General features: G+C 61.4%; 24 protein-coding genes. 17 read left to right on the top strand and 7 right to left on the bottom strand.

The genetic code is table 11. The features are described 5' to 3' along the window. Positions 1-24: 24 nt before the first annotated feature. Positions 25-1218 carry an ADP-forming succinate--CoA ligase subunit beta gene (gene sucC, locus OEZ49_RS02420; RefSeq protein ID WP_263386835.1) on the bottom strand — a complete coding sequence of 398 codons (1194 nt, stop codon included), beginning with the start codon at positions 1216-1218 and terminating at the stop codon, positions 25-27. 321 nt (positions 1219-1539) lie between these two features. Between sucC and OEZ49_RS02425 the strand changes: the two genes are divergently transcribed. Continuing rightward, positions 1540-2625 (top strand): glycosyltransferase family 2 protein, encoded by a 1086-nt coding sequence (locus OEZ49_RS02425; protein WP_263386836.1) that lies wholly within the window; start codon positions 1540-1542, stop codon positions 2623-2625. Positions 2626-2662: 37 nt separating this feature from the next. Here the strand turns inward: OEZ49_RS02425 and OEZ49_RS02430 are convergent, their stop codons facing one another. Continuing rightward, entirely contained in the window at positions 2663-3076 is a 414-nt protein-coding gene (locus tag OEZ49_RS02430) for a DUF4345 domain-containing protein (protein WP_263386837.1), read from the bottom strand. An 81-nt stretch (positions 3077-3157) separates the two neighbouring features. Here OEZ49_RS02430 and OEZ49_RS02435 point away from each other — a divergent pair, with 81 nt between their 5' ends. Then, positions 3158-3745 carry a TetR/AcrR family transcriptional regulator gene (locus OEZ49_RS02435; protein WP_263386838.1) on the top strand — a complete coding sequence of 196 codons (588 nt, stop codon included), beginning with the start codon at positions 3158-3160 and terminating at the stop codon, positions 3743-3745. 95 nt (positions 3746-3840) lie between these two features. Here the strand turns inward: OEZ49_RS02435 and mdh are convergent, their stop codons facing one another. Then, complete coding sequence (gene mdh, locus OEZ49_RS02440) at positions 3841-4803, bottom strand: malate dehydrogenase (protein ID WP_263386839.1); 963 nt, start codon at positions 4801-4803, stop codon at positions 3841-3843. 161 nt (positions 4804-4964) lie between these two features. On the opposite strand from mdh, the gene OEZ49_RS02445 reads away from it, so the two are divergent. Beyond that, entirely contained in the window at positions 4965-5720 is a 756-nt protein-coding gene (locus tag OEZ49_RS02445) for a sulfite exporter TauE/SafE family protein (RefSeq protein WP_263386840.1), read from the top strand. Between the two features lie 33 nt (positions 5721-5753). On the opposite strand, the gene OEZ49_RS02450 is transcribed toward OEZ49_RS02445, so the two are convergent. Beyond that, on the bottom strand, positions 5754-6074 hold the full coding sequence (locus OEZ49_RS02450) for a hypothetical protein (RefSeq protein ID WP_263386841.1): 321 nt from the start codon (positions 6072-6074) through the stop codon (positions 5754-5756). Between the two features lie 218 nt (positions 6075-6292). Here OEZ49_RS02450 and OEZ49_RS02455 point away from each other — a divergent pair, with 218 nt between their 5' ends. The 13 genes from OEZ49_RS02455 to OEZ49_RS02515 all read left to right on the top strand — a co-directional run bounded on the left by OEZ49_RS02455 (position 6293) and on the right by OEZ49_RS02515 (position 16733). Continuing rightward, positions 6293-7150, top strand: coding sequence for an HpcH/HpaI aldolase/citrate lyase family protein (locus tag OEZ49_RS02455; protein ID WP_263386842.1), 858 nt, complete (start codon positions 6293-6295; stop codon positions 7148-7150). Between the two features lie 5 nt (positions 7151-7155). Continuing rightward, positions 7156-7710, top strand: a complete 555-nt coding sequence (locus OEZ49_RS02460; protein WP_263386843.1) for an NnrU family protein — start codon at positions 7156-7158, stop codon at positions 7708-7710. Between the two features lie 10 nt (positions 7711-7720). Then, positions 7721-7927 carry a DUF1737 domain-containing protein gene (locus OEZ49_RS02465; protein ID WP_164129137.1) on the top strand — a complete coding sequence of 69 codons (207 nt, stop codon included), beginning with the start codon at positions 7721-7723 and terminating at the stop codon, positions 7925-7927. After that, entirely contained in the window at positions 7927-8955 is a 1029-nt protein-coding gene (locus OEZ49_RS02470) for a MaoC family dehydratase (protein ID WP_263386844.1), read from the top strand. The genes OEZ49_RS02465 and OEZ49_RS02470 overlap by 1 nt, the downstream gene beginning before the upstream one ends. A 127-nt stretch (positions 8956-9082) precedes the next feature. Then, positions 9083-9529: a DoxX family protein gene (locus OEZ49_RS02475; RefSeq protein ID WP_263386845.1), complete on the top strand. Its 447-nt coding sequence runs from the start codon at positions 9083-9085 to the stop codon at positions 9527-9529. A gap of 99 nt (positions 9530-9628) precedes the next feature. Further along, positions 9629-10288, top strand: a complete 660-nt coding sequence (locus OEZ49_RS02480; RefSeq protein ID WP_263386846.1) for a DUF1194 domain-containing protein — start codon at positions 9629-9631, stop codon at positions 10286-10288. Between the two features lie 213 nt (positions 10289-10501). Continuing rightward, the gene (gene sdhC, locus OEZ49_RS02485; protein ID WP_164129133.1) at positions 10502-10888 is read left to right on the top strand and encodes a succinate dehydrogenase, cytochrome b556 subunit; all 387 of its coding nucleotides are present in this window, start codon (positions 10502-10504) and stop codon (positions 10886-10888) included. A gap of 12 nt (positions 10889-10900) precedes the next feature. Continuing rightward, positions 10901-11272: a succinate dehydrogenase, hydrophobic membrane anchor protein gene (gene sdhD, locus OEZ49_RS02490; RefSeq protein ID WP_164129132.1), complete on the top strand. Its 372-nt coding sequence runs from the start codon at positions 10901-10903 to the stop codon at positions 11270-11272. An 18-nt stretch (positions 11273-11290) separates the two neighbouring features. Beyond that, positions 11291-13096, top strand: coding sequence for a succinate dehydrogenase flavoprotein subunit (gene sdhA, locus OEZ49_RS02495; protein ID WP_263386847.1), 1806 nt, complete (start codon positions 11291-11293; stop codon positions 13094-13096). A 12-nt stretch (positions 13097-13108) separates the two neighbouring features. Further along, positions 13109-13885, top strand: a complete 777-nt coding sequence (locus OEZ49_RS02500) for a succinate dehydrogenase iron-sulfur subunit (protein ID WP_263386848.1) — start codon at positions 13109-13111, stop codon at positions 13883-13885. 179 nt (positions 13886-14064) lie between these two features. Further along, positions 14065-14217 (top strand): hypothetical protein, encoded by a 153-nt coding sequence (locus OEZ49_RS02505; RefSeq protein WP_263386849.1) that lies wholly within the window; start codon positions 14065-14067, stop codon positions 14215-14217. A 423-nt stretch (positions 14218-14640) separates the two neighbouring features. Next, on the top strand, positions 14641-15810 hold the full coding sequence (locus OEZ49_RS02510) for a type III PLP-dependent enzyme (protein WP_263386850.1): 1170 nt from the start codon (positions 14641-14643) through the stop codon (positions 15808-15810). A gap of 77 nt (positions 15811-15887) precedes the next feature. Beyond that, on the top strand, positions 15888-16733 hold the full coding sequence (locus OEZ49_RS02515; protein WP_263386851.1) for an urea carboxylase-associated family protein: 846 nt from the start codon (positions 15888-15890) through the stop codon (positions 16731-16733). 42 nt (positions 16734-16775) lie between these two features. Here the strand turns inward: OEZ49_RS02515 and deoD are convergent, their stop codons facing one another. From deoD to OEZ49_RS02530, 3 genes are all read right to left on the bottom strand, one after another. Further along, the gene (deoD, locus tag OEZ49_RS02520; protein ID WP_263386852.1) at positions 16776-17483 is read right to left on the bottom strand and encodes a purine-nucleoside phosphorylase; all 708 of its coding nucleotides are present in this window, start codon (positions 17481-17483) and stop codon (positions 16776-16778) included. A gap of 18 nt (positions 17484-17501) precedes the next feature. Beyond that, entirely contained in the window at positions 17502-17819 is a 318-nt protein-coding gene (locus OEZ49_RS02525) for an H-NS histone family protein (RefSeq protein WP_263386853.1), read from the bottom strand. Between the two features lie 109 nt (positions 17820-17928). Then, the gene (locus OEZ49_RS02530) at positions 17929-19929 is read right to left on the bottom strand and encodes a protein meaA (protein WP_263386854.1); all 2001 of its coding nucleotides are present in this window, start codon (positions 19927-19929) and stop codon (positions 17929-17931) included. A gap of 150 nt (positions 19930-20079) precedes the next feature. Between OEZ49_RS02530 and OEZ49_RS02535 the strand changes: the two genes are divergently transcribed. Continuing rightward, complete coding sequence (locus tag OEZ49_RS02535; protein WP_263386855.1) at positions 20080-21480, top strand: 1-acyl-sn-glycerol-3-phosphate acyltransferase; 1401 nt, start codon at positions 20080-20082, stop codon at positions 21478-21480. Positions 21481-21557 lie beyond the last annotated feature (77 nt).

The following is a 21557-nucleotide window of genomic DNA, read 5'->3' on the forward strand; positions in this document are numbered from 1 at the left end:
GTGGGCGGGCCGCCCACCCTACGTTCAGCCCTTGACCGCTTTCACGATCTTCTCGGCACCGTCCGACAGGTTGTCGGCGGCGATGACGTTCAGGCCGGAGGTGTTGATGATCTCCTTGCCCTTTTCGACATTGGTGCCTTCGAGACGGACGACCAGCGGAACCTGAAGGCCCACTTCCTTGACCGCGGCGACCACGCCCTCGGCGATCACGTCACAGCGCATGATGCCGCCGAAGATGTTCACGAGGATGCCTTTGACGTTCGGGTCGGAGGTGATGATCTTGAACGCCTCGGTGACCTTCTCCTTGGTGGCGCCGCCGCCGACGTCGAGGAAGTTGGCGGGCTCGGCGCCGTAGAGCTTGATGATGTCCATGGTGGCCATCGCCAGACCGGCGCCGTTGACCATGCAGCCGATCTCGCCATCGAGTGCGATGTAGTTGAGATCGTATTTGGAGGCTTCGAGTTCCTTGGGGTCTTCCTCGGTCGTGTCGCGCAGTTCGGCAATGTCCGAGTGGCGGTAGATCGCGTTGCCGTCAAAGCCCAGCTTGGCATCGAGCACCTTGAGGTCGCCCTTGTCGGTGACGATCAGCGGGTTGATTTCCAGCATCTCCATGTCCTTCTCGACGAAGGCACGATAGAGCAGGCCCATCAGCGCCACGCACTGTTTCACCTGAGCGCCTTGCAGGCCCAGGGCAAACGCAATGCGGCGGCCGTGATAGGGCATGTATCCGGTCACCGGGTCGACGGCGAAGGACAGGATCTTTTCCGGGGTACTGGCGGCCACTTCCTCGATATCCATGCCGCCCTCGGTCGAGCAGACAAAGGAGATGCGGCTGGTCTGACGGTCGACCAGCAGCGCCAGGTACAGTTCGGTCTCGATGCCCGAGCCAGCCTCGATATAGATGCGGTTCACCTGCTTGCCGGCGGGGCCGGTCTGGTGGGTGACGAGCGTGCGGCCCAGCATCTTCTTGGCTTCCTCGGCGGCCTCTTCGACCGACTTGGTCAGACGGACGCCGCCTTTTTCACCGGCGTCGGCCTCTTTGAACTTGCCCTTGCCGCGACCACCTGCGTGGATCTGGGCCTTGACCACCCAGAGCGGCCCGTCCAGTTCACCGGCCGCGGTCTTGGCATCCTCGGCCCGGAGAACCACGCGGCCGTCGGACACCGGAGCGCCGTAGCTGCGCAGAAGTGCCTTGGCCTGATATTCATGGATATTCATAGAATCTGTCCCGTCTGACTGCGATTACCCAGCATATAGGGTTGTCTAATGCCGATCCTTAAAGGGTTTTTTGACGCCCCCCGGGTTTTTGAGGAAGATTTTCGACATTTGTGATCACACGTTGAAAATGTGTGATCACATATCTGAGCGCCCTTGAGTGCCTTTGATTCGCGGTTGCAGAAAACTTGGTTTCTATAGCCGTTAGAGGGTTTGGGGCTAACGGGTGGCGGCGCTATCCGGACGCAGAGGCGGTTGATCTGCCCCGGGGCTGGAGCTAGCCTGTGGGGCAAGCGCGGCAGATGCGCGGGCAGAGGGGCAGGCATGTATTTTCGCGACGCCGGAACCGAGCGTGTGACCTGGGCGGTGGTGGCCACCTGTCGCGAGAGCCTGGTTCTGACGCTGAGTTTCGTGACCCATCATCTGGCGCAGGGGGCGGCCTATGTCGAGCTTTATCTCGATGCGCCGGACCCTGGGCAAGAGGCGGCACTGGCGCGGATTCCGGGCTGCCGGGTCACTGTCTGCGACGCGGCATATTGGCAGGAAACGCTGGGCGGACCGCGCCCGCCAGCCAATGAGAAACGGCAGTTGCGCAACGCCGGACGGGCCTATGCCCGCGCCGAGGCGGACTGGATCGTGCACCTGGATGCGGATGAGTTCATTGAGGCGGACGTGCCGCTGGCCCGCATTCTGGGCGCCTTGCCGGACACGGTCGACTATCTGCATCTGCCGAACCTCGAGCGCGTTTTTGACGCGACCCGCCCGCAGGCGCAACTGTTCGACGGTTACATGCGGGCGCCGCTGGTGCGGGGGTGGCCAATGCAGGCCGAGGTTCTGGATCCTGAGATGCAACCGATGCTGCATCGGGGGATCGTCGCGCATTCCCAGGGGAAATCGGTGGTGCGCACTGGCCGCGACTGCCTGATGGGCATCCATTCACCCCGTGCCCGGAGCGGACGCGACGCATTGTTGCTCTGGCCTGCGACAATGGCGCGGGTGCTGCATTTCGACGGGCTGACCGGGTTCCACTGGATCATGAAGCTGTTGCGGGGCTGGTCGGATCGTGGCGGTGGTGCGGCCGCGCATGGCGGGCTGGTGCCGTCCCGTCAGGCTCAGATCGGGTATGTGGACGAGAATCGCGGCGATATGTTCGCGCTGCTGCAACTCCACCAGAAACTCAAGGCGCTGCCGCCTGCGGATCTGGCACGCATGGAGGCGCTGGGTCTGGTGCGTCGGCCGCAGATTGACCCGGGCGCGGCGCTGCGCGCCATAGGCCGGGCGGGTGACCTGTCGGTTCGGGCCTTTGACGATGGGCTGGACTTTGATGTGCCCGACCTCGACCGTCATCGTACGCGGTGGCGGCGGCTCTACCGGATGCATTTCGAAGATCAAGGCTCTGTCCCGGCCTGAAAAGGCTGGGATAGGCGGGGTGCGAGTGGGAAGGGTGTTAGTTGGGTGCCAGTACCCGGGCTACGGGTTCGGTTTGACCCCAACGCAGCAGGGCAAGCGCGCCCAGGCCCAGCGCCCATTCCACGCCCGTGACCGCGATCAGCATCGCATCCGGTGCGCCGTCAAAGCCGATACCGAACAGACGGCCCAGCCCGTAGCCCAGGTAGATCAGCGCCGAGAGTTGCAGCGCGGATGTGGTGTGGCGGCCGCGCAGCGCGGCCGCCAGCACGACGAGGCCCGACAAAAGCAGCAACATCCCGCCCGCGCGCAGGTCCGAGCGGATCAACACGACATCGGTAAGGTTTTGCCCGGAACTGGAATACAGAACCTCGGGCGCAAAGCCGAGCAGGGCGCCGATCAGGATCAGGACGGCAGCGGAGACAAGCAGGAAGATCTTGACGAGATTGGACATGGCAGGACTCACTTTACACAATGTAAGATGAGTGATTGAATGGGGTAGATTCTTACATCGAGTCAAGCAAAATCTTACACTATGTCAAGTAAACGGGAACAAACCCGCCTGTTGCTGCTGGAAACGGTTCTGTCGCTGCTGATGGCCCCCGAAGGGTCCCCGATGCGGATGATCGACGTGGCACGGGCCGCCGGTGTCACGCGGCAGACGGTCTATGACCACTTTACCAACCGAACCGACATGCTGATCGCGGCGATCTTGCATTTTGGCGATACGCTGGAGGTCGATGCCCGGCTTGCCCCCAGCCGCGCGGCGCCGGACGGGCGCAGCCGTCTGGCGGCTTATACCACGGCCATGCTGGAGTTCTTCCCGGCGATCTATCCGCTCAAACAGGCGCTGGAGCGGTTGGGACCGGCCGACGAGGAGGCAAGGGCCGCATGGGGCGACCGCATTCGCGCCATGAAGGAGGGCTGTGCCGCGGCGGTTGCGGCCCTGCGCGCCGATGGCGATCTGCTGGTTCACCTTTCCGAGGAGCGGGCGGCGGACTTGTATTTCACGCTGCTCAATATGGATGGCTGGGCGCATTGCGTTCTGGAAAACGGCTGGAGCGCGGCGGATTACCTGGCCGAGATGCAGCGGGTGATCGCCCTGGCGCTCGTCAGGTCGTAGGCCGGGCTGCCAAAGGAAAAGGGCCCGGATTTCCGGGCCCCATCGCAAATCTGTCATTGGAAAAACCGGATTGTGCCGGTGTTTTCCGAACTGCCTCAGGCCAGCGAGTTGTCGATGCCCTTGCAGGCCTCGACCAGGCCTTTGACCGCGTTGACCGAATTTTCGAACATGTCCTGCTCTTCCTTGGTCAGCGACACGTCGATGATACGCTCGATGCCGCCGGCGCCGATCACGGTGGGCACGCCCACATACATGCCCTTGACGCCCAGTTCGCCGTCGCAATAGGCGGCACAGGGCAGAACGCGCTTCTGATCCTTCAGATAGGCCTCGGCCATTTCGATGGCGCTGGTCGCCGGGGCGTAATAGGCCGAACCGGTTTTCAGCAGGCCAACGATCTCGGCGCCGCCGTCACGGGTGCGCTGCACGATGGCGTCAAGTTTCTGTTGGCTGGTCCAGCCCATCTTGACCAGGTCGGGCAGCGGGATACCGGCTACGGTCGAGTAGCGGACCGACGGCACCATGGTGTCGCCATGGCCGCCCAGCACAAAGGCGGTGACGTCTTTCATCGACACGTTGAATTCTTCGGCCAGGAAGTGGCGGAAGCGGGCCGAGTCGAGCACGCCTGCCATGCCGCAGACCTTGTTCGCGGGCAGGCCCGAGAACTGTTGCAGCGCCCAGACCATCGCGTCGAGCGGGTTGGTGATGCAGATGACAAAGGCGTCAGGCGCGTTGTCGCGGATGCCTTCGCCGACCGATTTCATGACCTTGAGGTTGATGCCCAGGAGGTCGTCGCGGCTCATACCCGGCTTGCGCGGCACACCGGCGGTGACGATGCAGACATCGGCGCCCGCGATATCGGCATAGGACTGGGTGCCCTTGAGCTTGGCGTCGAACCCTTCGGAGGGGCCGGATTCCGCGATGTCGAGCGCCTTGCCCTCGGGCGTGCCTTCGGCGATGTCGAAGAGGACGACGTCACCCAGTTCCTTCAGCGCGACGAGGTGGGCGAGCGTGCCGCCGATCTGACCTGCGCCGATGAGCGCGATCTTGGGTCTGGCCATTTGGAGTATCTCCGGTCCGGTTGAAAATCGACGTTGTGCTAGTGCGTAATGCGGCATCGCGCAAGGGTTCTGCGACGCGGCATCACGGCGCATTTACCCTGTCCGGTCGGGGTTGGTTGCGCTAAAGCTGTTTCTGCACAGGGATTTATGGGGCAAAGAGCGTGCCGGAACTGGATATCGGCTTTTTCGCGGTGACCATCCCGGCGGTGATTTTCGCCGGAATATCAAAGGGCGGCTTCGGCTCTGGCGTCGCATTTGCCTCGGCCTCGATTCTGGCGATCTATCTCGATCCGGGGCAGGCGCTGGCGCTGATGTTGCCGTTGTTGATGGTGGTCGACCTGGCCACGCTTGGCCCTTATTGGCGGCGGTGGAGCTGGCCCGATGCCCGTTTGCTGATCCTGGGGGGCATGCCGGGTGTGGCGCTGGGCGCGTGGCTGTATCATGCCACGGACGCCGATCTGCTGCGGCTGCTCATCGGCGGGATCTCGGTGGCGTTTGTGGTCTGGCAGGTGGCGCGGGGGCGCGGCTGGGTGCGGGAGTTCGCCAACCGCCTGCCGCCGTCCGCCGGGCTGCTGGCCGGGGCGGTGGCGGGATTCACCAGTTTCGTGAGCCATGCGGGCGGGCCGCCTGCGGCGGTCTACCTGTTGTCGCAGAAGCTGGGCAAGACCGAGTTCCAGGCCACCACGGTTGTCACCTTCTGGGCGATCAACATCGCCAAGTTCATACCCTATGCCTGGCTGGGAATGTTCACGCTGGAGACCGCCTGGGCCGATGTCCTGCTGACGCCTTTTGCGCTGTTGGGCGCCTGGCTGGGCGTACGGGCGCATCATATGGTGTCCGAGCGGCTGTTCTTTGCGCTGGCGCATGTGATGCTGACGGTCACCGGGGTCAAGCTGATCTGGGACGCGCTGACCTGAGCGGTGGGGCGGGGGCGGCGGGCCCCCGCCGGTTCAGGCGTCGTTGCCGGAGGCGGGCAGCGCCTCGGTCAGTGTTTCATAGGCCTCGCCCGAAGCGACCATGCAGGTCATGCCGTTGGGCAATGTCACGATGATGGTCCAGGTGCGGGTCTCGTCAGAGGCAAACACCTCCATCACCGAGCCTTGTTGCACCAGGCCGATACCGCGGCGCGCCTCGCCGTATTTCTCCGTCAGGTGTTTCAGGACCACGGCGCGCGGGGCGCAGTTCTGCCCTTGGGTCTGAGCGTTCACCTGCTGGGCCGCAAGGGCCATCAGGCCCAGGCCCATCGTCATCTTGAACATGGTATTCTTCATGGGTCTTCCCCTTTCCCCAGGGTCGCCCGGCACGGCCTGCTGTGCCCGGCTCCCCGATCCAGTGGGAAAAAGCCTGCCGATAACCTGCTGCAAACCGGTTAACCCTGCGTGCGGGACCCGCAACGCAGGGCATATGCTGCAATGCGGCGATTTTTGCCTTGAACATTCCGGTAAAAAATGCCCCTCTCCGCGCAACAATATTGCTTTGGGAGAGACTCATGGACCCGCGCCAGCGCCCTTATCGTTCCGTCCTTTACATTCCCGGCTCCAAGGAGCGGGCGCTGGACAAGGCACGCAGCCTGCCGGTGGACGCGATCATCTTTGACCTTGAGGACGCGGTTGCCGCAGACGAAAAGGACAACGCGCGCGAGACGCTGAAGGCGGCGCTGGCGCAAGGCGGATACGGCCAGAAGGTGCGGATCGTGCGGATCAACGGGCTGGACACGCCCTGGGGCCGGGCTGATGCCGAGGCGGTGCGCGAGATGGATGCCGATGTGGTGCTGCTGCCCAAGGTGGGCGAAGCGGCGGATGTGGACGCGCTGGCGGCGATCACTGGCGACCTGCCGATCTGGGCGATGATGGAAACCCCGCGCGGGATGCTGAACGCGGCCCAGATCGCTGCGCATCCGCTGCTGACCGGGTTTGTGATGGGCACCAACGATCTGGCCAAGGAGTTGCAGACCCGGTTCAGGGCCGACCGGCTGCCGATGATGACCTCGCTGGGCCTGTGCCTGCTGGCGGCCAAGGCCGAGGGGCTGATCGCCATCGACGGCGTCTATAACGCGTTCAAGGATGACGAGGGGCTGGCCGCCGAATGCGCGCAGGGCCGCGACTTGGGGTTTGACGGCAAGACGCTGATCCATCCGGCGCAGGTGGATATCGCCAACGCGGCCTTTGCCCCGTCCGAGGCCGAGATCGACCTGGCCCGCCGCCAGATTGCCGCCTTTGCCGAGGTCGAGGCCAGCGGGCAGGGCGTGGCCGTGGTGGATGGGAAGATCGTGGAAAACCTGCACGTTGCAACTGCCCGTGAAATTCTGGCAAAAGCAGAGGCGATATTGTCTTTGCAAGCAGGATAACCGTTATGGGCTTCGTTCTTCTGATCCTTGGTGTGGCACTCTGGTGGGGTGCACATCTGCTCAAGCGGGTCCGGCCTGCGCAGCGCGCCGCGATGGGCGATCGTGGCAAGGGGGTCGTGGCGCTGGTGCTGCTGGCCTCGGTCGTGCTGATGGTGATCGGGTTCAGGATGACGCCCTATGTGCATGTCTGGGCACCGCCCTCTTACTTGACCCATGCCAACAACCTGCTGATGCTGGTGGCGATCTGGATGATGAGCCCGGCCGGTACCAAGGGCAAGCTGCTGCACAAGATGCGGCATCCGCAACTGGCCGGGTTCCGGGCCTGGGCGGCGGCGCACCTGCTGGTCAATGGCGATCTGGCCTCGATCATCCTGTTCGGTGGCCTGTTCGTCTGGGGCATCGTCGAAGTGGCCGTGATCAATGCGGCCGAGCCGGAGTGGACCCCGGGTCCGCAGGGAACCCTGGCAAAGGATGGCATGTTCTTTGTCGCGTCTGTCGTTCTGTTGGGCGTGATCGGATATATCCACGGGCTGGTCGGCCCGTCGCCCTTCCCGATGTAAGGAACCTCAAATGTCGAAACTTTATCGCCTCCTGACCGAGGAGGACACGTCGGCGTTCTGCCACAAGGTGTCGGACGCGCTGGCCAAGGGGTGGGAGCTTTATGGCTCTCCTGCTTATGCCTATGACGCGGCCAATGGCATCATGCGCTGTGCGCAGGCAGTGACCAAGGATGTCCCGGCCGACTACTCCGCTGACATGAAACTGGGACAGCAATGATGGCAAAGACCAATCCGGGCCGTTTCTTTGAAGACTATGCCGTAGGTCAGGTTCTGCACCACGCGGTGCCGCGCACTGTGACCAATGGCGAGCGCGCGTTGTACCATGCGCTTTATCCGGCACGCCATGCACTCTACTCCTCGGATGCGTTTGCGCAGGCATGCGGGTTGCCGGGCAGCCCGATCGACGATCTGGCGGCCTTTCATGTGGTGTTCGGCAAGACGGTGCCGGACGTTTCGCTGAACGCGGTGGCCAACCTGGGTTATGCCGAGGGCCGCTGGCTGAAACCGGTCTATGCGGGGGATACGCTGCGCTCGGTCTCCCAGGTGATCGGGCTCAAGCAGAACTCCAACGGCAAGACCGGGGTGGTCTATGTCCGCACGCGCGGACTGAACCAGCGTGACGAGACCGTCATGGAATACGTCCGCTGGGTGATGGTGCGCAAACGCGACCTGGAGGCGCCCGCGCCGGAAACCGTGGTGCCCGAACTGAAAAAGGCGCTGGCGCCCGCCGATCTGGTGGTGCCCGAGGGGCTGGATTTTTCGACCTATGATTTCGCGCTGGCGGGCGAGCCGCATCGCTGGGGCGACTATGCGGTGGGCGAGACCATCGACCATGTGGATGGTGTCACGGTGGAAGAGGCCGAGCATATGCTGGCCACCCGTCTGTGGCAGAACACGGCCAAGGTGCATTTCGACCTGACCTTCCGCCCCGAGGGGCGGTTGATCTATGGCGGGCACGTGATCTCGATGGCGCGCGCGCTGAGTTTCAACGGGCTGGCCAATGCGCAGATGATCGTGGGGCTGAACGGCGGGGCGCATGCCAATCCCTGTTTTGCGGGCGACACGATCAAGGCGTGGAGCGAGGTGCTGGACAAGGCAGAGACCGGGGTTCCCGGTGTCGGCGCGCTGCGTCTGCGTCTGGTGGCGACCAAGGGCGGTGCGCCGTTCGAGTTGCGCGATGAGGCGGGGAAGTACCGGTCGGACGTGCTGCTGGATCTCGACTATTGGGCGCTGATGCCCGTCTGAGGGCTGGTTCCAAGGCGGATTGAGCGACCTATACGAAAGAACAGAACGGGGTCCGTGCCAACGGATCCCGTTTTTGATATAATTGAGCCTTGAAGTTGACGGACTCGCAACCGAAAGGAATCGACCCGTGACAGAACGTTACAAGGAATATGATTTTCATCGAAAGAATATAGGAACGACGTTGTCTATGGATGCGCCGATGGCTCATTGGCTGTTACGCTTTGCGTTGTCGGCAACGTTTCTTTTTCACGGTGCAAACAAAGCCACACAGATTCCGACCGCCGCCGAGACGTTCGGTTTGTCGACCGGGACGATGACTATGGTAGCCTCTGTGGAATTCGCTGTACCGGCTTTTCTGGCGCTGGGTGGTCTGACAAGTTCCCAGTTGGGCGACGTGCTGACCAGGTTGGCGGGCTTACTGGCAATCGTCATTCTGGTCGGGGCGATCTCGGTGGTGCATTGGGGACAGTGGAGTTTTACACCGAGTGAAACCCATCCCTATGGCGGAATGGAGTTTCAGGTTACACTGATCGCTATCGCGTTGTTTTTTGTGTTCAGAGGCAACAGCGCCTGATTGCACAAGGCCGTGCCGTCGCGCGGAGCCGGTTCCCGAAATCGTGATTGGCTCCTTTATCGCAGGACAGATTGCCCAGCCTGTTGTAGCCTGCTTGCCATGCGTTTTTTGCTTTCGCCGTTGGCGGTTTTGATCTCTGGCCCGGTCGTAGCCTGCGATTTGGCGCTGGCCTTGGCTGTGGACGTGTCGGGTTCGGTCGATGCCGAAGAATACCGCACCCAGATGGATGGGTTAGCGTTTGCCCTGAATGATTCTGTGATCTCCGAGGCGCTGGTGCGGGCCCGGGCGCGGCTGATGCTCGTGCAGTGGACCGGCGTTTCCCGGCAACAGATCACCATCCCCTGGACAACGGTCGATACATTCGAGGCGCTGGACGCGTTTGCCGGGCGTGTCGCGAACGACCCGCGTGTCTGGCGGAACTACTCCACCGCCGTGGGCGAAGCGCTGGAAACCACGATGGAGGCGTTTGCCGAGGTGGGCGATTGCACGCGACATCTGATCGACCTGTCCGGCGACGGGCCATCAAACGAGGGGATAGAGCCGAAAGCGCTCCACCCTTATTTGCGGGCTTTGGGGATCACGGTGAACGCGATTGCCATTGAACAGAGCGAGCCGGACCTGACCGCCTATTATTATGAAAACGTGATTGTAGGAGAGGGCGCTTTTGTCGTCACCGCGTCGGGATTCGCCGATTACCCCGAACGCATCCGGAAGAAGCTGTTGCGCGAAGTCACCCAGCAGAACGCGGCTTTGGAATGAGGTGGGTTGGATTCGTGATCACAAGTCTTCCCGCTGCTATCGCTCACATTCCGGTCGATAGTGGCGAAATGTGATCACGCTGTTTATTTGCGTGATCACAAAAGCGAAATTCTGGGTGGCAAGGACAAAAAACCGCGCCATTTTGCAGTTGCAGCGCGTGACAGATCGAAAAAAACCGGTAAAACCAAGCGCAGCCAACGGAAAGGAGCCACCATGGCCGATGTCAATCGGGGCAACCGCCCGCTTTCGCCGCATCTGTCGATTTATCGTCCGCAGCTGACCTCTGTCACTTCGATCCTGACCCGGATTACCGGCAACGCGCTGATCCTTGCCGCGCTGCTGATTGTCTGGTGGTTTCTCGCGGCCGCGACCTCGCCCGAGTATTTCGCCGTTGCCGACGGGGTCATCACCTCGCTTCTCGGCGATCTGGTCATGGCGGCCTCGCTCTGGGGGCTGTGGTATCACACCCTGGCGGGTATCCGGCACCTGATCTGGGACTATGCTCTGGGTCTGGACCTGCCGACAGCCGAGAAACTGGGTTGGGCTGTTGTGATCGGCTCTTTTGTCCTGACACTCGTGACCCTCTTGGTCATCGCATAACGGAGGCCGAAGATGCGCTATCTTACCGACCGTAAACGCGCCGTTGGCATGGGTTCGGCCAAATCGGGCGTGCACCATTTCTGGATGATGAAGGTACAGGCCGTGGCGCTGCTGCTGCTGATGCCGCTGTTCGTCTTTACCTTTGGTCCGATGCTGGGTGAACCGCACCAGGCGGTGCTGGAATACTTCTCGCGCCCGTTCCCGGCGATTGTGGCCGCCCTGACCCTGGTCGTCGGCTTCAAGCATTTCGCGGACGGCGCCCAGGTGATGATCGAGGACTATGTGCACGGGCTGATGCAGAAGGTTCTCATCATTCTGGTGATCTGCCTTTCCTATGCCGCTGCCGCGACCGGCCTTTTCGCCATCGCGCGCATCGCACTTTAAGACCGGAGCTTGGATAGAATGGCTGCTTACGCATACGAAACGCACGAATATGACGTTGTCGTGGTCGGCGCCGGTGGGGCCGGTCTGCGCGCAACGCTGGGTATGGCCGAACAGGGGCTGCGCACCGCTTGTGTGACCAAGGTGTTCCCGACCCGCTCGCACACCGTGGCCGCGCAGGGCGGGATTGCCGCGTCGCTGTCGAACATGGGTCCAGACCACTGGCAGTGGCACATGTACGACACCGTCAAGGGGTCGGACTGGCTGGGCGATACCGACGCGATGGAATACCTCGCCCGCGAGGCGCCCAAGGCGGTGTATGAGCTGGAACATTACGGTGTGCCGTTCTCGCGCACCGAAGAGGGCAAGATCTATCAGCGCCCGTTCGGCGGGCATACGACCGAGTTCGGCGAAGGACCGGCGGTGCAGCGTACATGTGCGGCGGCTGACCGGACCGGCCACGCGATCCTGCACACGCTCTATGGCCAGTCACTTAAGAACAACGCGGAATTCTACATCGAGTATTTCGCCATCGACCTGATCATGTCCGAGGATGGGCAGTGCCAGGGCGTTGTCTGCTGGAAACTGGATGACGGCACCATGCATGTCTTCAACGCCAAGATGGTGGTGTTGGCGACGGGCGGTTATGGCCGCGCCTACTTCAGCGCCACTTCGGCGCATACCTGCACCGGCGATGGCGGCGGCATGGTGGCCCGTGCGGGCCTTGCGCTGCAAGACATGGAATTCGTGCAGTTCCACCCGACCGGGATTTACGGTTCGGGCTGCCTGATCACCGAAGGCGCACGCGGCGAGGGCGGTTATCTGACCAACTCGGAAGGCGAGCGGTTCATGGAGCGTTATGCGCCCCAGTACAAGGACCTGGCGCCGCGCGACTATGTCAGCCGTTCTATGACCATGGAAATCCGCGAAGGCCGCGGTGTGGGCAAGGATGGCGACCATATCCACCTGAACCTGAGCCACCTGCCGGCCGAGGCGCTGGCGGAACGCCTGCCGGGCATCTCGGAAAGCGCCAAGATCTTTGCCGGCGTGGATGTGACCAAGGAGCCGATCCCGGTTCTGCCGACGGTGCATTACAACATGGGCGGCATTCCGACCAACTATTGGGGTGAGGTTCTGAATCCGACCGCCGCTGACCCGAACGCAGTTGTTCCGGGCCTGATGGCCGTGGGCGAGGCGGGCTGTGCCAGCGTTCACGGGGCGAACCGGCTTGGGTCGAACTCGCTGATCGACCTTGTGGTGTTCGGCCGTGCCGCCGCGATCCGGGCGGGCAAGGTCGTGGACCGCGATGCATCGAACCCGGTGCTGAACATGGCTTCGATCGAAAAGGCGTTCGACCGGTTCGACGGGCTGCGCCATGCCAAGGGCAACATCGCCACCGCCGATCTGCGGCTGGAGATGCAGAAGACGATGCAGGCCGACGCTGCCGTTTTCCGCACTGCCAAGACCATGGCCGAAGGCGTCGAGAAGATGACCGCCATTGCTGCCAAGATGGATGACCTGAGCGTGACCGACCGCAGCCTGGTTTGGAACAGCGACCTGATGGAAACGCTGGAACTGACCAACCTTATGCCGAACGCACTGGCCACCATCGTCGGCGCCGAGGCACGTAAGGAAAGCCGGGGCGCCCATGCGCACGAGGATTTCACCACCCGCGACGACGAAAACTGGCGGGTTCACACCGTGTCCCGTGTCGAGGGCAACAAGGTGGATCTGAGCTATCGTCCGGTTGTTGTCGATCCGCTGACCACCGAAGAGCAAGGTGGCATCAGCCTGAAGAGAATCGCGCCCAAGGCGCGGACGTTCTAAGGAGACGGACCCATGGCTGAATTCAGACTCCCCAAGAACTCTCGCATCACCACGGGCAAGACCTGGCCCAAGCCCGAGGGAAAGAACGTTCGCAAGTTCCAGATCTATCGCTGGAACCCGGACGACGGGCAGAACCCGCGGGTCGATACCTATTTCGTCGACATGGACGATTGCGGACCAATGGTTCTGGATGCGCTGATCTACATCAAGAACAAGATCGACCCGACGCTGACCTTTCGCCGGTCGTGCCGCGAGGGGATCTGTGGCTCTTGTGCGATGAATATCGACGGGATCAACACGCTGGCCTGTATCTATGGCATGGACGAGATCAAGGGTGACGTGAAGATCTATCCTTTGCCGCATATGCCGGTGGTCAAGGACCTGATCCCCGACCTGACGCATTTCTATGCGCAGCACGCCTCGATCATGCCCTGGCTGGAAACCAAGACAAACCGCCCGGCCAAGGAGTGGAAACAGTCCATCGAGGATCGCAAGAAGCTGGATGGCCTTTATGAATGTGTGATGTGCGCGTCCTGTTCGACCTCGTGCCCCAGCTACTGGTGGAACTCTGACCGCTACCTTGGCCCAGCGGCGCTCTTGCATGCCTATCGCTGGATCATCGACAGCCGGGACGAGGCGACGGGCGAGCGTCTGGACGACCTGGAAGACCCGTTCAAGCTGTATCGCTGCCACACGATCATGAACTGCGCCAAGACCTGCCCCAAAGGGCTGAACCCGGCCAAGGCGATTGCCGAGATCAAGAAGATGATGGTCGAGCGCACCGTCTGACCTCCGGTCAGAGAACGTATTAGCGGGCCCGCCTCTGGCGGGCCTGTTTCTTTTTTAGGGCGCGAACAGCCTTGCTTTTTCTGCATGTCGAGCCTGCGCAACTATGCGATGCATTCGATCTATTCCATGCCTAGGTTGGACCGCAGGGAGGGGCCACATCTGAAACAAGGATGACGCCCATGCATATCGCAAGCAAACCCACCGACACGCGCAGCCCGGCGCAAGAGGCGCTCGCCCTGCTGGAGCAGGCCTGGGCCTATTACACACCGGAGAAGCAGCCGGTGCAGCGTGAAGAGCAGTTGGAGTTGTTCCAATACGCCAATGCCGCCTGAGGCAATGTTGCCAGCACGAAGCCAGACCGATAGGACGGGGTCATGCCCGTCCTTCTTCTCATTCTGGCGCTAGGGGTTCTTGGCTACTTCCTGTGGCGCGCGCGTACAACGACCCTGACCCGAAACTGCCGGTGGCGATTGGATCGCGATGCCGGTGAATGGGCTTGTGCATATTGCGGCCGACGTATCAACGGCCCTGTGGATAAGTTCCCAACCTGTTGCGTTCAAACACTGAAACGGGGTCGGTGAAAAAATTTCGGCGAGATGAGAATTTTTTTGAAACGACTCAAAGATGGCCCGATATGCGGTTCTAAGACGCCAACGCACGCGCCTCTGTCGTAAGGGACGCACCCTATGGTTACGCAGCGAAGGTAACGTCTCCACCTTTGCCTCACGGCTTAGCCGTGCTTGTTGAAGATGACCATGAACGCTCTCGCAACCGGGCTGTTGGCCCGCGAAGGCGCGACTCTGTCCCGCGCCGAAGCTATTGCCCTGACCAACCGTTTCGATCGGCCGACCCTTGTGATCGACACCGAGGCTGTCGCCCGCCAGTTCGCCGCTCTGGCGCAGGGCTTGGGCCGCGCGCGCATCCATTATGCGGTCAAGGCCAATCCGCTTCCCGAGATCCTTGAAACGCTGGTTGGGCTGGGCAGCAATTTCGATGCCGCCTCGCGCGCCGAGATCGAGCTGTGCCTTGCCGCCGGTGCTTCGGCAGAGCGGATTTCCTTTGGCAACACGGTCAAGAAACCGACCGATATCGCCTGGGCGCACGCAGTTGGGGTAACGCTTTCTGCCGCGGATGCCGAGGATGAGCTGGACAAGATCGCTGCGCATGCACCGGGTGCGCAGGTATATATCCGGATGATCGTCGAAGCCTGCGAGGCCGACTGGCCGCTGAGCCGCAAGTTTGGCTGTGCGCCTGACAAGGCGATTGCGGTGCTCGACTATGCCCGTACCGCCGGGCTGAAACCGGTTGGCCTGTCGTTCCACGTCGGTTCGCAAACCCGCCGCGCCCAGATGTGGGTGCCGGTACTTGATCAGGTCGCCGCCGTGTGGCATGCGGCCCATGAGGCTGGCCATCGTCTGAGCCTGCTGAACATCGGTGGTGGCTTTCCGGCGTTCTACGGTCAGGAAGTGGATGCGCCCGAGCTGTATGCCGCCGAGGTGATCCGCCTGATGCGCGTTCGATTCGGCGATGTCTCCCATGTTATGGCCGAGCCAGGCCGGGGCATGGTGGCCGAAGCGGGTGCGATTGCCGCCGAGGTATTGCTGGTGTCGCGCAAATCCACCAACGATCTGCATCGCTGGGTCTATCTGAACATCGGCAAGTTCTCGGGTCTGGCCGAAACCATGGACGAGGCGATCCGCTATCAGTTCCTGACCGAGCGTGAGCACGAGGCAACCGGTCCCTGCATTCTGGCCGGTCCGTCGTGCGACAGCGCCGATGTGCTCTACGAAAAGAAGCCGGTGCATTTGCCCTTGGGCCTGCGCGTGGGTGACCGGATCGTGATCCGCAATTGCGGCGCCTATACTTCGACCTATGCCAGCGTCGGTTTCAACGGCTTCCCGCCGCTTGACGTTGTCACGATCTGAAGGCTCCAAGTCGGCGACGGCCTTGCGTCGCCGACTGCGCGGCGGCTTTATGGGGGAACAACTGACAGGTGACCCCCATGACCCAAGCGCCCCCTGACGCCGAAGCCCGCCGCGCGATTTCGCCGGTGATCTGCTATCCCACCGATACGCTACCCGTGCCCGATCTGGGGTTGTACCGTTCTGCGCGGGCAACGGCCGGGAAAGTCGGGGAGGTCCTGGTTCCGCCGCGCGAGGGCCGGTGTTTCGAGGTAAAGGCAGGGCAGTTCTTTCGTATCAGTTCGGTCGAGGGACCGCAGGTGGGAGACTTGAACCTTCACAACCTGCATGACCTGAAAGAGCGGTTCTTTTCGGGCAAAACGCGCGCCTTGCACGGGACACATGTTACGACCGGTGAGCGGCTGTGGTCGAACTTGCCCTATCTGCGCCCAATGGCGACCATTATTGAGGATACGCTGGGCTGGTACGGGATCGACCCATATGGCGGCTCGGTTCACGATGTTATCGGCACCCGGTGTGATCCCTATACCGGCAATCTGCTGGCCGGGGGGCATTATCACCATTGCTGTCATTCGAACCTGACGCGGTCCCTGGCCAGCCATACCGGCCTGCCACTGGGCGAGGCGGAAATGCTGGTGCATGACGTGTTGAACGTCTTTATGTGCACTGGCTTCACCCGCGATACCGGGCAGTACTTCATGAAGGCATCGCCGGTGCGGCCGGGCGATTTCCTGGAGTTCTTTGCCGAGATCGACCTGCTGGGTAATCTGAGCGCCTGCCCTGGGGGCGATTGTTCGTCCGAACACTCGTCAGATACGGCCGCCTGCCATCCCTTGCTGGTGGAGATCTTTTCGCCGGTACAAGGCGCGTTGGGCGGCTGGTCGAGTCCGCCGGTCAACGCCTATGACCGAAGCCACGGACGCTGACAGGTGGGCGCGGCCTGTGGGCCGCGCCCGGTCTGTTGGATGTCAGGACGGGAAAGCCGCGTTCAGCGCGATTTCGACCATGTCTCCAAAGCTGGTCTCGCGGTCGGCGCTGGGGAGCGCCTCGCCCGTGAGCAGATGATCGGAAACGGTCAGAACCGCCAAGGCACGGCATTTGTGACGGGCTGCCAGGATATAGAGTTCGGCTGCTTCCATTTCGACGCCGAGAATGCCGTGCCGAACCATCTGTTCATTGAGGTCGGGCCGCTCGTCGTAGAACACATCGGACGAATAGATCCCGCCGACATGAGTTTTCACCCCGCGTTTTTCGGCCGCTTTGGCCGCGGCGTTGAGCAAAGACCAATCCGCGCAAGGTGCATAGTTCAAGTCGCGGAATATCCCGCGTGACGGGGTGCTGAGGGTCGAGGCTGTCATTGCCAGGATCACATCGCGAACCGCCACGCTGTTCTGCATACCGCCGCATGAACCGATGCGGATCAGGGTCCGAGCGCCGTAGTCGCGAATCAACTCGTTGACATAAATCGAAAGCGACGGCATTCCCATACCGGACCCGTGAAATGTTACACGGTTCCCGTTCCATAAGCCGGTAAAACCGAGCATTCCGCGCACTTGGTTGACCAGTTTAACATCGGTCAGAAAAGTCTCGGCAGCCCATTTAGCCCGAAATGGATCACCTGGAAGCAACACCGTTTCAGCGATGTCTTCTTTTTCAGCGCCAATGTGAATTGTCATTTAGTGGCGGTTTCCAATTTAGATTTCCAGGTCGGAAATATCTGCGCCGGCATGAAGAGCGTCGTGAATCCACTGCGGTTTCCGACCGCGGCCCGACCAGGTCTGCTCCGGGTCTGCAGGGTTACGGTACTTCGCTGTTGCCTTGGTGCCCTTAGTCGATTTGCGCGGTTCGCTGGCTAACTCAGAGAGAGAAAAGCCAAATTCAGCCGCAGCTCTTTCAGCAGCTTTCAGGGCTTCCTGCCGTTCTTTGTTTTCGGCTTCTTTAATAGCAGCATCCAACTTTGACCGAAGTGCTACTAAGTCCTTTCGCGACATTCCGGTAAGATCGATTCCCATCCTGGTCTCCGTTTTTGTGTTTTTAGCGCTAATAACGCAACGTTATTAGCGTCACGTTAAACACAATTTAAGACGCATTACAGCATCAATTTACAGGGAACCTTAGAAATTACTCTGCCGCGATGTCGTTTGATCCGACCAGCGTCACGATATCCATCATTATCGAATTTAATTCGAAATCCTTCGGCGTATAGACTTTCGCAACACCCATCGCTTTCAGTTTCCGGGCGTCATCATCAGGAATAATGCCGCCCACAAGTACAGGGATATGACCCAGTCCAGCTTTTTGCATGCCGTCCATTACATCCTGAACCAGAGGCAGGTGGCTACCAGACAGGATCGAAAGGCCAACCACATGGGCATTCTGATTTTGCGCCGCGCTGACGATTTCCTCAGGTGTCAGGCGGATGCCGTCATAGCTGATATCCATGCCGCAATCGCGGGCGCGGAAAGCAATCTGTTCCGCACCGTTCGAGTGGCCATCGAGACCCGGTTTGCCGACAAGGAACTTCAAGCGCCGGCCGAGGCGGTCGCTAACCCCATCGACCTCGGCGCGGATAGTGTCGAGCCCTTCGGTCTTGTTCGAGACCGAGCCGGAGACACCGGTTGGGCCGCGATAGGTGCCATAGGCCTTGCGCATTTCTTCGGCCCATTCGCCAGTCGTGACACCCGCCTTGGCGGCCGCGATGGACGGCGCCATCACGTTGGATCCAGTTTGGGCGGCCTCGCGCAGCGCTGCTAGCGCCTTCTGCACGACCACGTCGTCCCGGTCGCGGCGCCAGGTATCGAGCCGCGCGATCTGTTCCTGCTCGACCGTGGGATCGACGACCATGATGCCGCCATCCTCGGTTTGCAGGGGCGAAGGTTCGCCTTCGGTCCAGCGGTTGACACCTACAACTACGGTTTCGTTGCGCTCGATCCGGTTCAGGCGCTCGGCATTAGAGTCGACCAGTCGGGATTTCATGTATTCGATCGACGCGACTGCGCCACCCATAGAGTCCAGGTTGGCCAGTTCGGCACGGGCGCCTGCCTTCAACTCTTCGACCTTAGCATCCACGACCGGGTTGCCGTCGAACAGGTCGCCATATTCCAGAAGATCGGTTTCATAGGCCAGGATCTGCTGCATCCGCATCGACCACTGCTGGTCCCAGGGGCGGGGCAGGCCAAGCGCCTCGTTCCAGGCGGGCAACTGCACGGCACGGGCGCGGGCTTTTTTCGACAGGGTCACGGCCAGCATCTCGATCAGGATGCGATAGACGTTGTTTTCTGGCTGCTGCTCGGTCAGGCCCAGGCTGTTGACCTGCACGCCATAGCGGAAGCGGCGGAATTTCTGGTCGGCGATGCCGTAACGGGTTTCGAGGATTTCGTCCCAGAGATCGACAAAGGCGCGCATCTTGCACATCTCGGTGACAAAACGGATGCCTGCGTTCACAAAGAAGGAGATACGGCCGCAGAGCGCCGGGAAATCCTCGGCCGGGACACGCGGTTTCAACTCGTCCAGCACGGCGATGGCGGTGGCCAGCGCATAGGCCAGTTCCTGTTCCGGTGTCGCGCCCGCCTCTTGCAGGTGATAGGAACACACGTTCATCGGGTTCCATTTGGGTACGTTGGTGTAGCAGTATTCGGCCACATCCGCGATCATCTTGAGCGAAGGTTTTGGCGGGCAGATATAGGTGCCGCGGCTGAGGTATTCCTTGATCAGGTCGTTCTGGACGGTGCCTTGCAGTTTCGCGATGTCGGCGCCCTGCTCCTCGGCCACGGCGATGTAGAGCGCCAGGAGCCAGGGGGCGGTGGCGTTGATCGTCATCGAGGTGTTCATCTGCTCCAGCGGGATCTGGTCGAAGAGAACCCGCATGTCGCCCAGATGACAGACCGGAACACCGACCTTGCCCACTTCGCCGCGCGCCAGTACGTGGTCGCTGTCGTAACCGGTCTGGGTCGGCAGGTCGAAAGCCACGGAAAGGCCGGTTTGCCCCTTCGCCAGGTTCGACCGGTAGAGCGCGTTGGATTTCAGGGCGGTCGAATGTCCCGCATAGGTCCGGATCAGCCAGGGACGATCGGCTTTGCGCTCGGCGCTTGCGGTCTGACTGTCTTTCTGCGTCTGCGACATGAGTGACATCCTTGATTCTGGAGCGGCAATAAAATTACTCTGAGAGGTTCTAAATCGTAATTTTTGAGACATGTCAATTCGCTGCGTCGCGGCAAAAGTGGGAAGTGTCAGGCGATTGTGAGACAGGCAGTTTGGTGGCAGGGTGCGCATATGACCGAGACTGTTGAGCTTCCGCTTTGGCTGTTTGCGCTGATCGTGCTGTTCGCAGCGGTCACTTTTGCGTCGCATTTCCTGTTCCCGTCGGTGCGATGGTTTTTCCGTCGCCGGTTGGAGCGCGCGGTCACTCGGCTGAACACGCGATTGGCGCGGCCGATTCAGCCGTTCAAACTGGCGCGGCGGCACGACATGATCCAGCGGTTGATCTATGACCCCGAGGTTGCTCGCGCGGTTCAGGCCCACGCTCAGGAAGAGGGCATTCCCGAGGCGGTCGCCTTTGAACAGGCCCGCAAGTACGCGCGCGAGATCGTCCCCGGCTTTTCCGCGTTTGCCTATTTCAGTTTCGCGATCCGCCTTGCCCGGTTCCTGTCAAACTCGTTTTACCGAGTGCGGTTGGGCCATCTGGACGCCGAGGCGCTGAAAGCGATCGACCCAAACGCGACGGTGGTCTTTGTGATGAACCATCGCAGCAATATGGATTACGTGCTGGTGACCTACCTCGCGGCTGACCAGTCGGCGCTGAGTTACGCGGTGGGGGAATGGGCCCGGGTCTGGCCATTGAGCCGCCTGATCCGGGCGATGGGAGCCTATTTCATTCGGCGCAGATCGCGCAGCGATCTCTATCGCAAGGTGCTGGCCACCTATGTCCGTCACGCGACCAAGGCCGGTGTGACACAGGCGATGTTTCCGGAGGGCGGGTTGAGCCTGAGCGGAGGGCTTGGCCGCCCCAAGCTCGGCCTGTTGAAGTACATCGTGGACGGCGCCGAGGCTGCTGGGCCTGACGTGGTGTTTGTGCCGGTTTCACTAAACTATGACCGGGTGCTAGAGGACACGATCCTGACCGCTGCGGCAAACAGCGGTGAGCGGCGGTTCCGGGCGCGGATTGGGGTCATCTCGATATGGGCGCTGAAACAGTTCTGGCGCAAGCTGACCGGACGGTTCCATCGGTTCGGCTATGCGGCGGTGAGTTTTGGAGCCCCGCTTTCCCTGAGTGCGTTTCGCCAAGACAAGGAAGGCGATATCACCGTGCCTTTGGCGCGGGAGCTAATGCTGCGCATTGGCGCAGTTGTGCCAGTCTTGCCTGTGCCCATGGTCGCCTGGCTTGTTCAGCAGAGCGGGCCAATGACCCGCAGCGCGCTGGCTTCGGCGTTTGACCAGGTTCTGGCGCGGCTTCCGAATGCCCATATCCATTTGCCGCGTGACGACCGCCACTATGCCATTGAAGTGGGGCTGCGCCTGCTGGTCGACCGGCGGATCGTGGTGGAGCGGGACGGGCGTTTCGGGCCGGGGACCGAGCGACAGGAGCTTTTGACGTACTACGCGGCCTCGATTGCGCATCTCATGGATGGGAATGCTGCGTACGCGAAGGAACTTTCTGCAATTGCTGGGTCATAAAATTACAAAAATGGCGCAAATGCTGTTGCAATGTTGCGCGTCCGTTAGTACTTCATCCTCAGGGCCGCGATTCTGCA

The organism is Ruegeria marisflavi (genome assembly GCF_025673445.1).
Taxonomy (GTDB): Bacteria; Pseudomonadota; Alphaproteobacteria; order Rhodobacterales; family Rhodobacteraceae; genus Ruegeria_B; species Ruegeria_B marisflavi.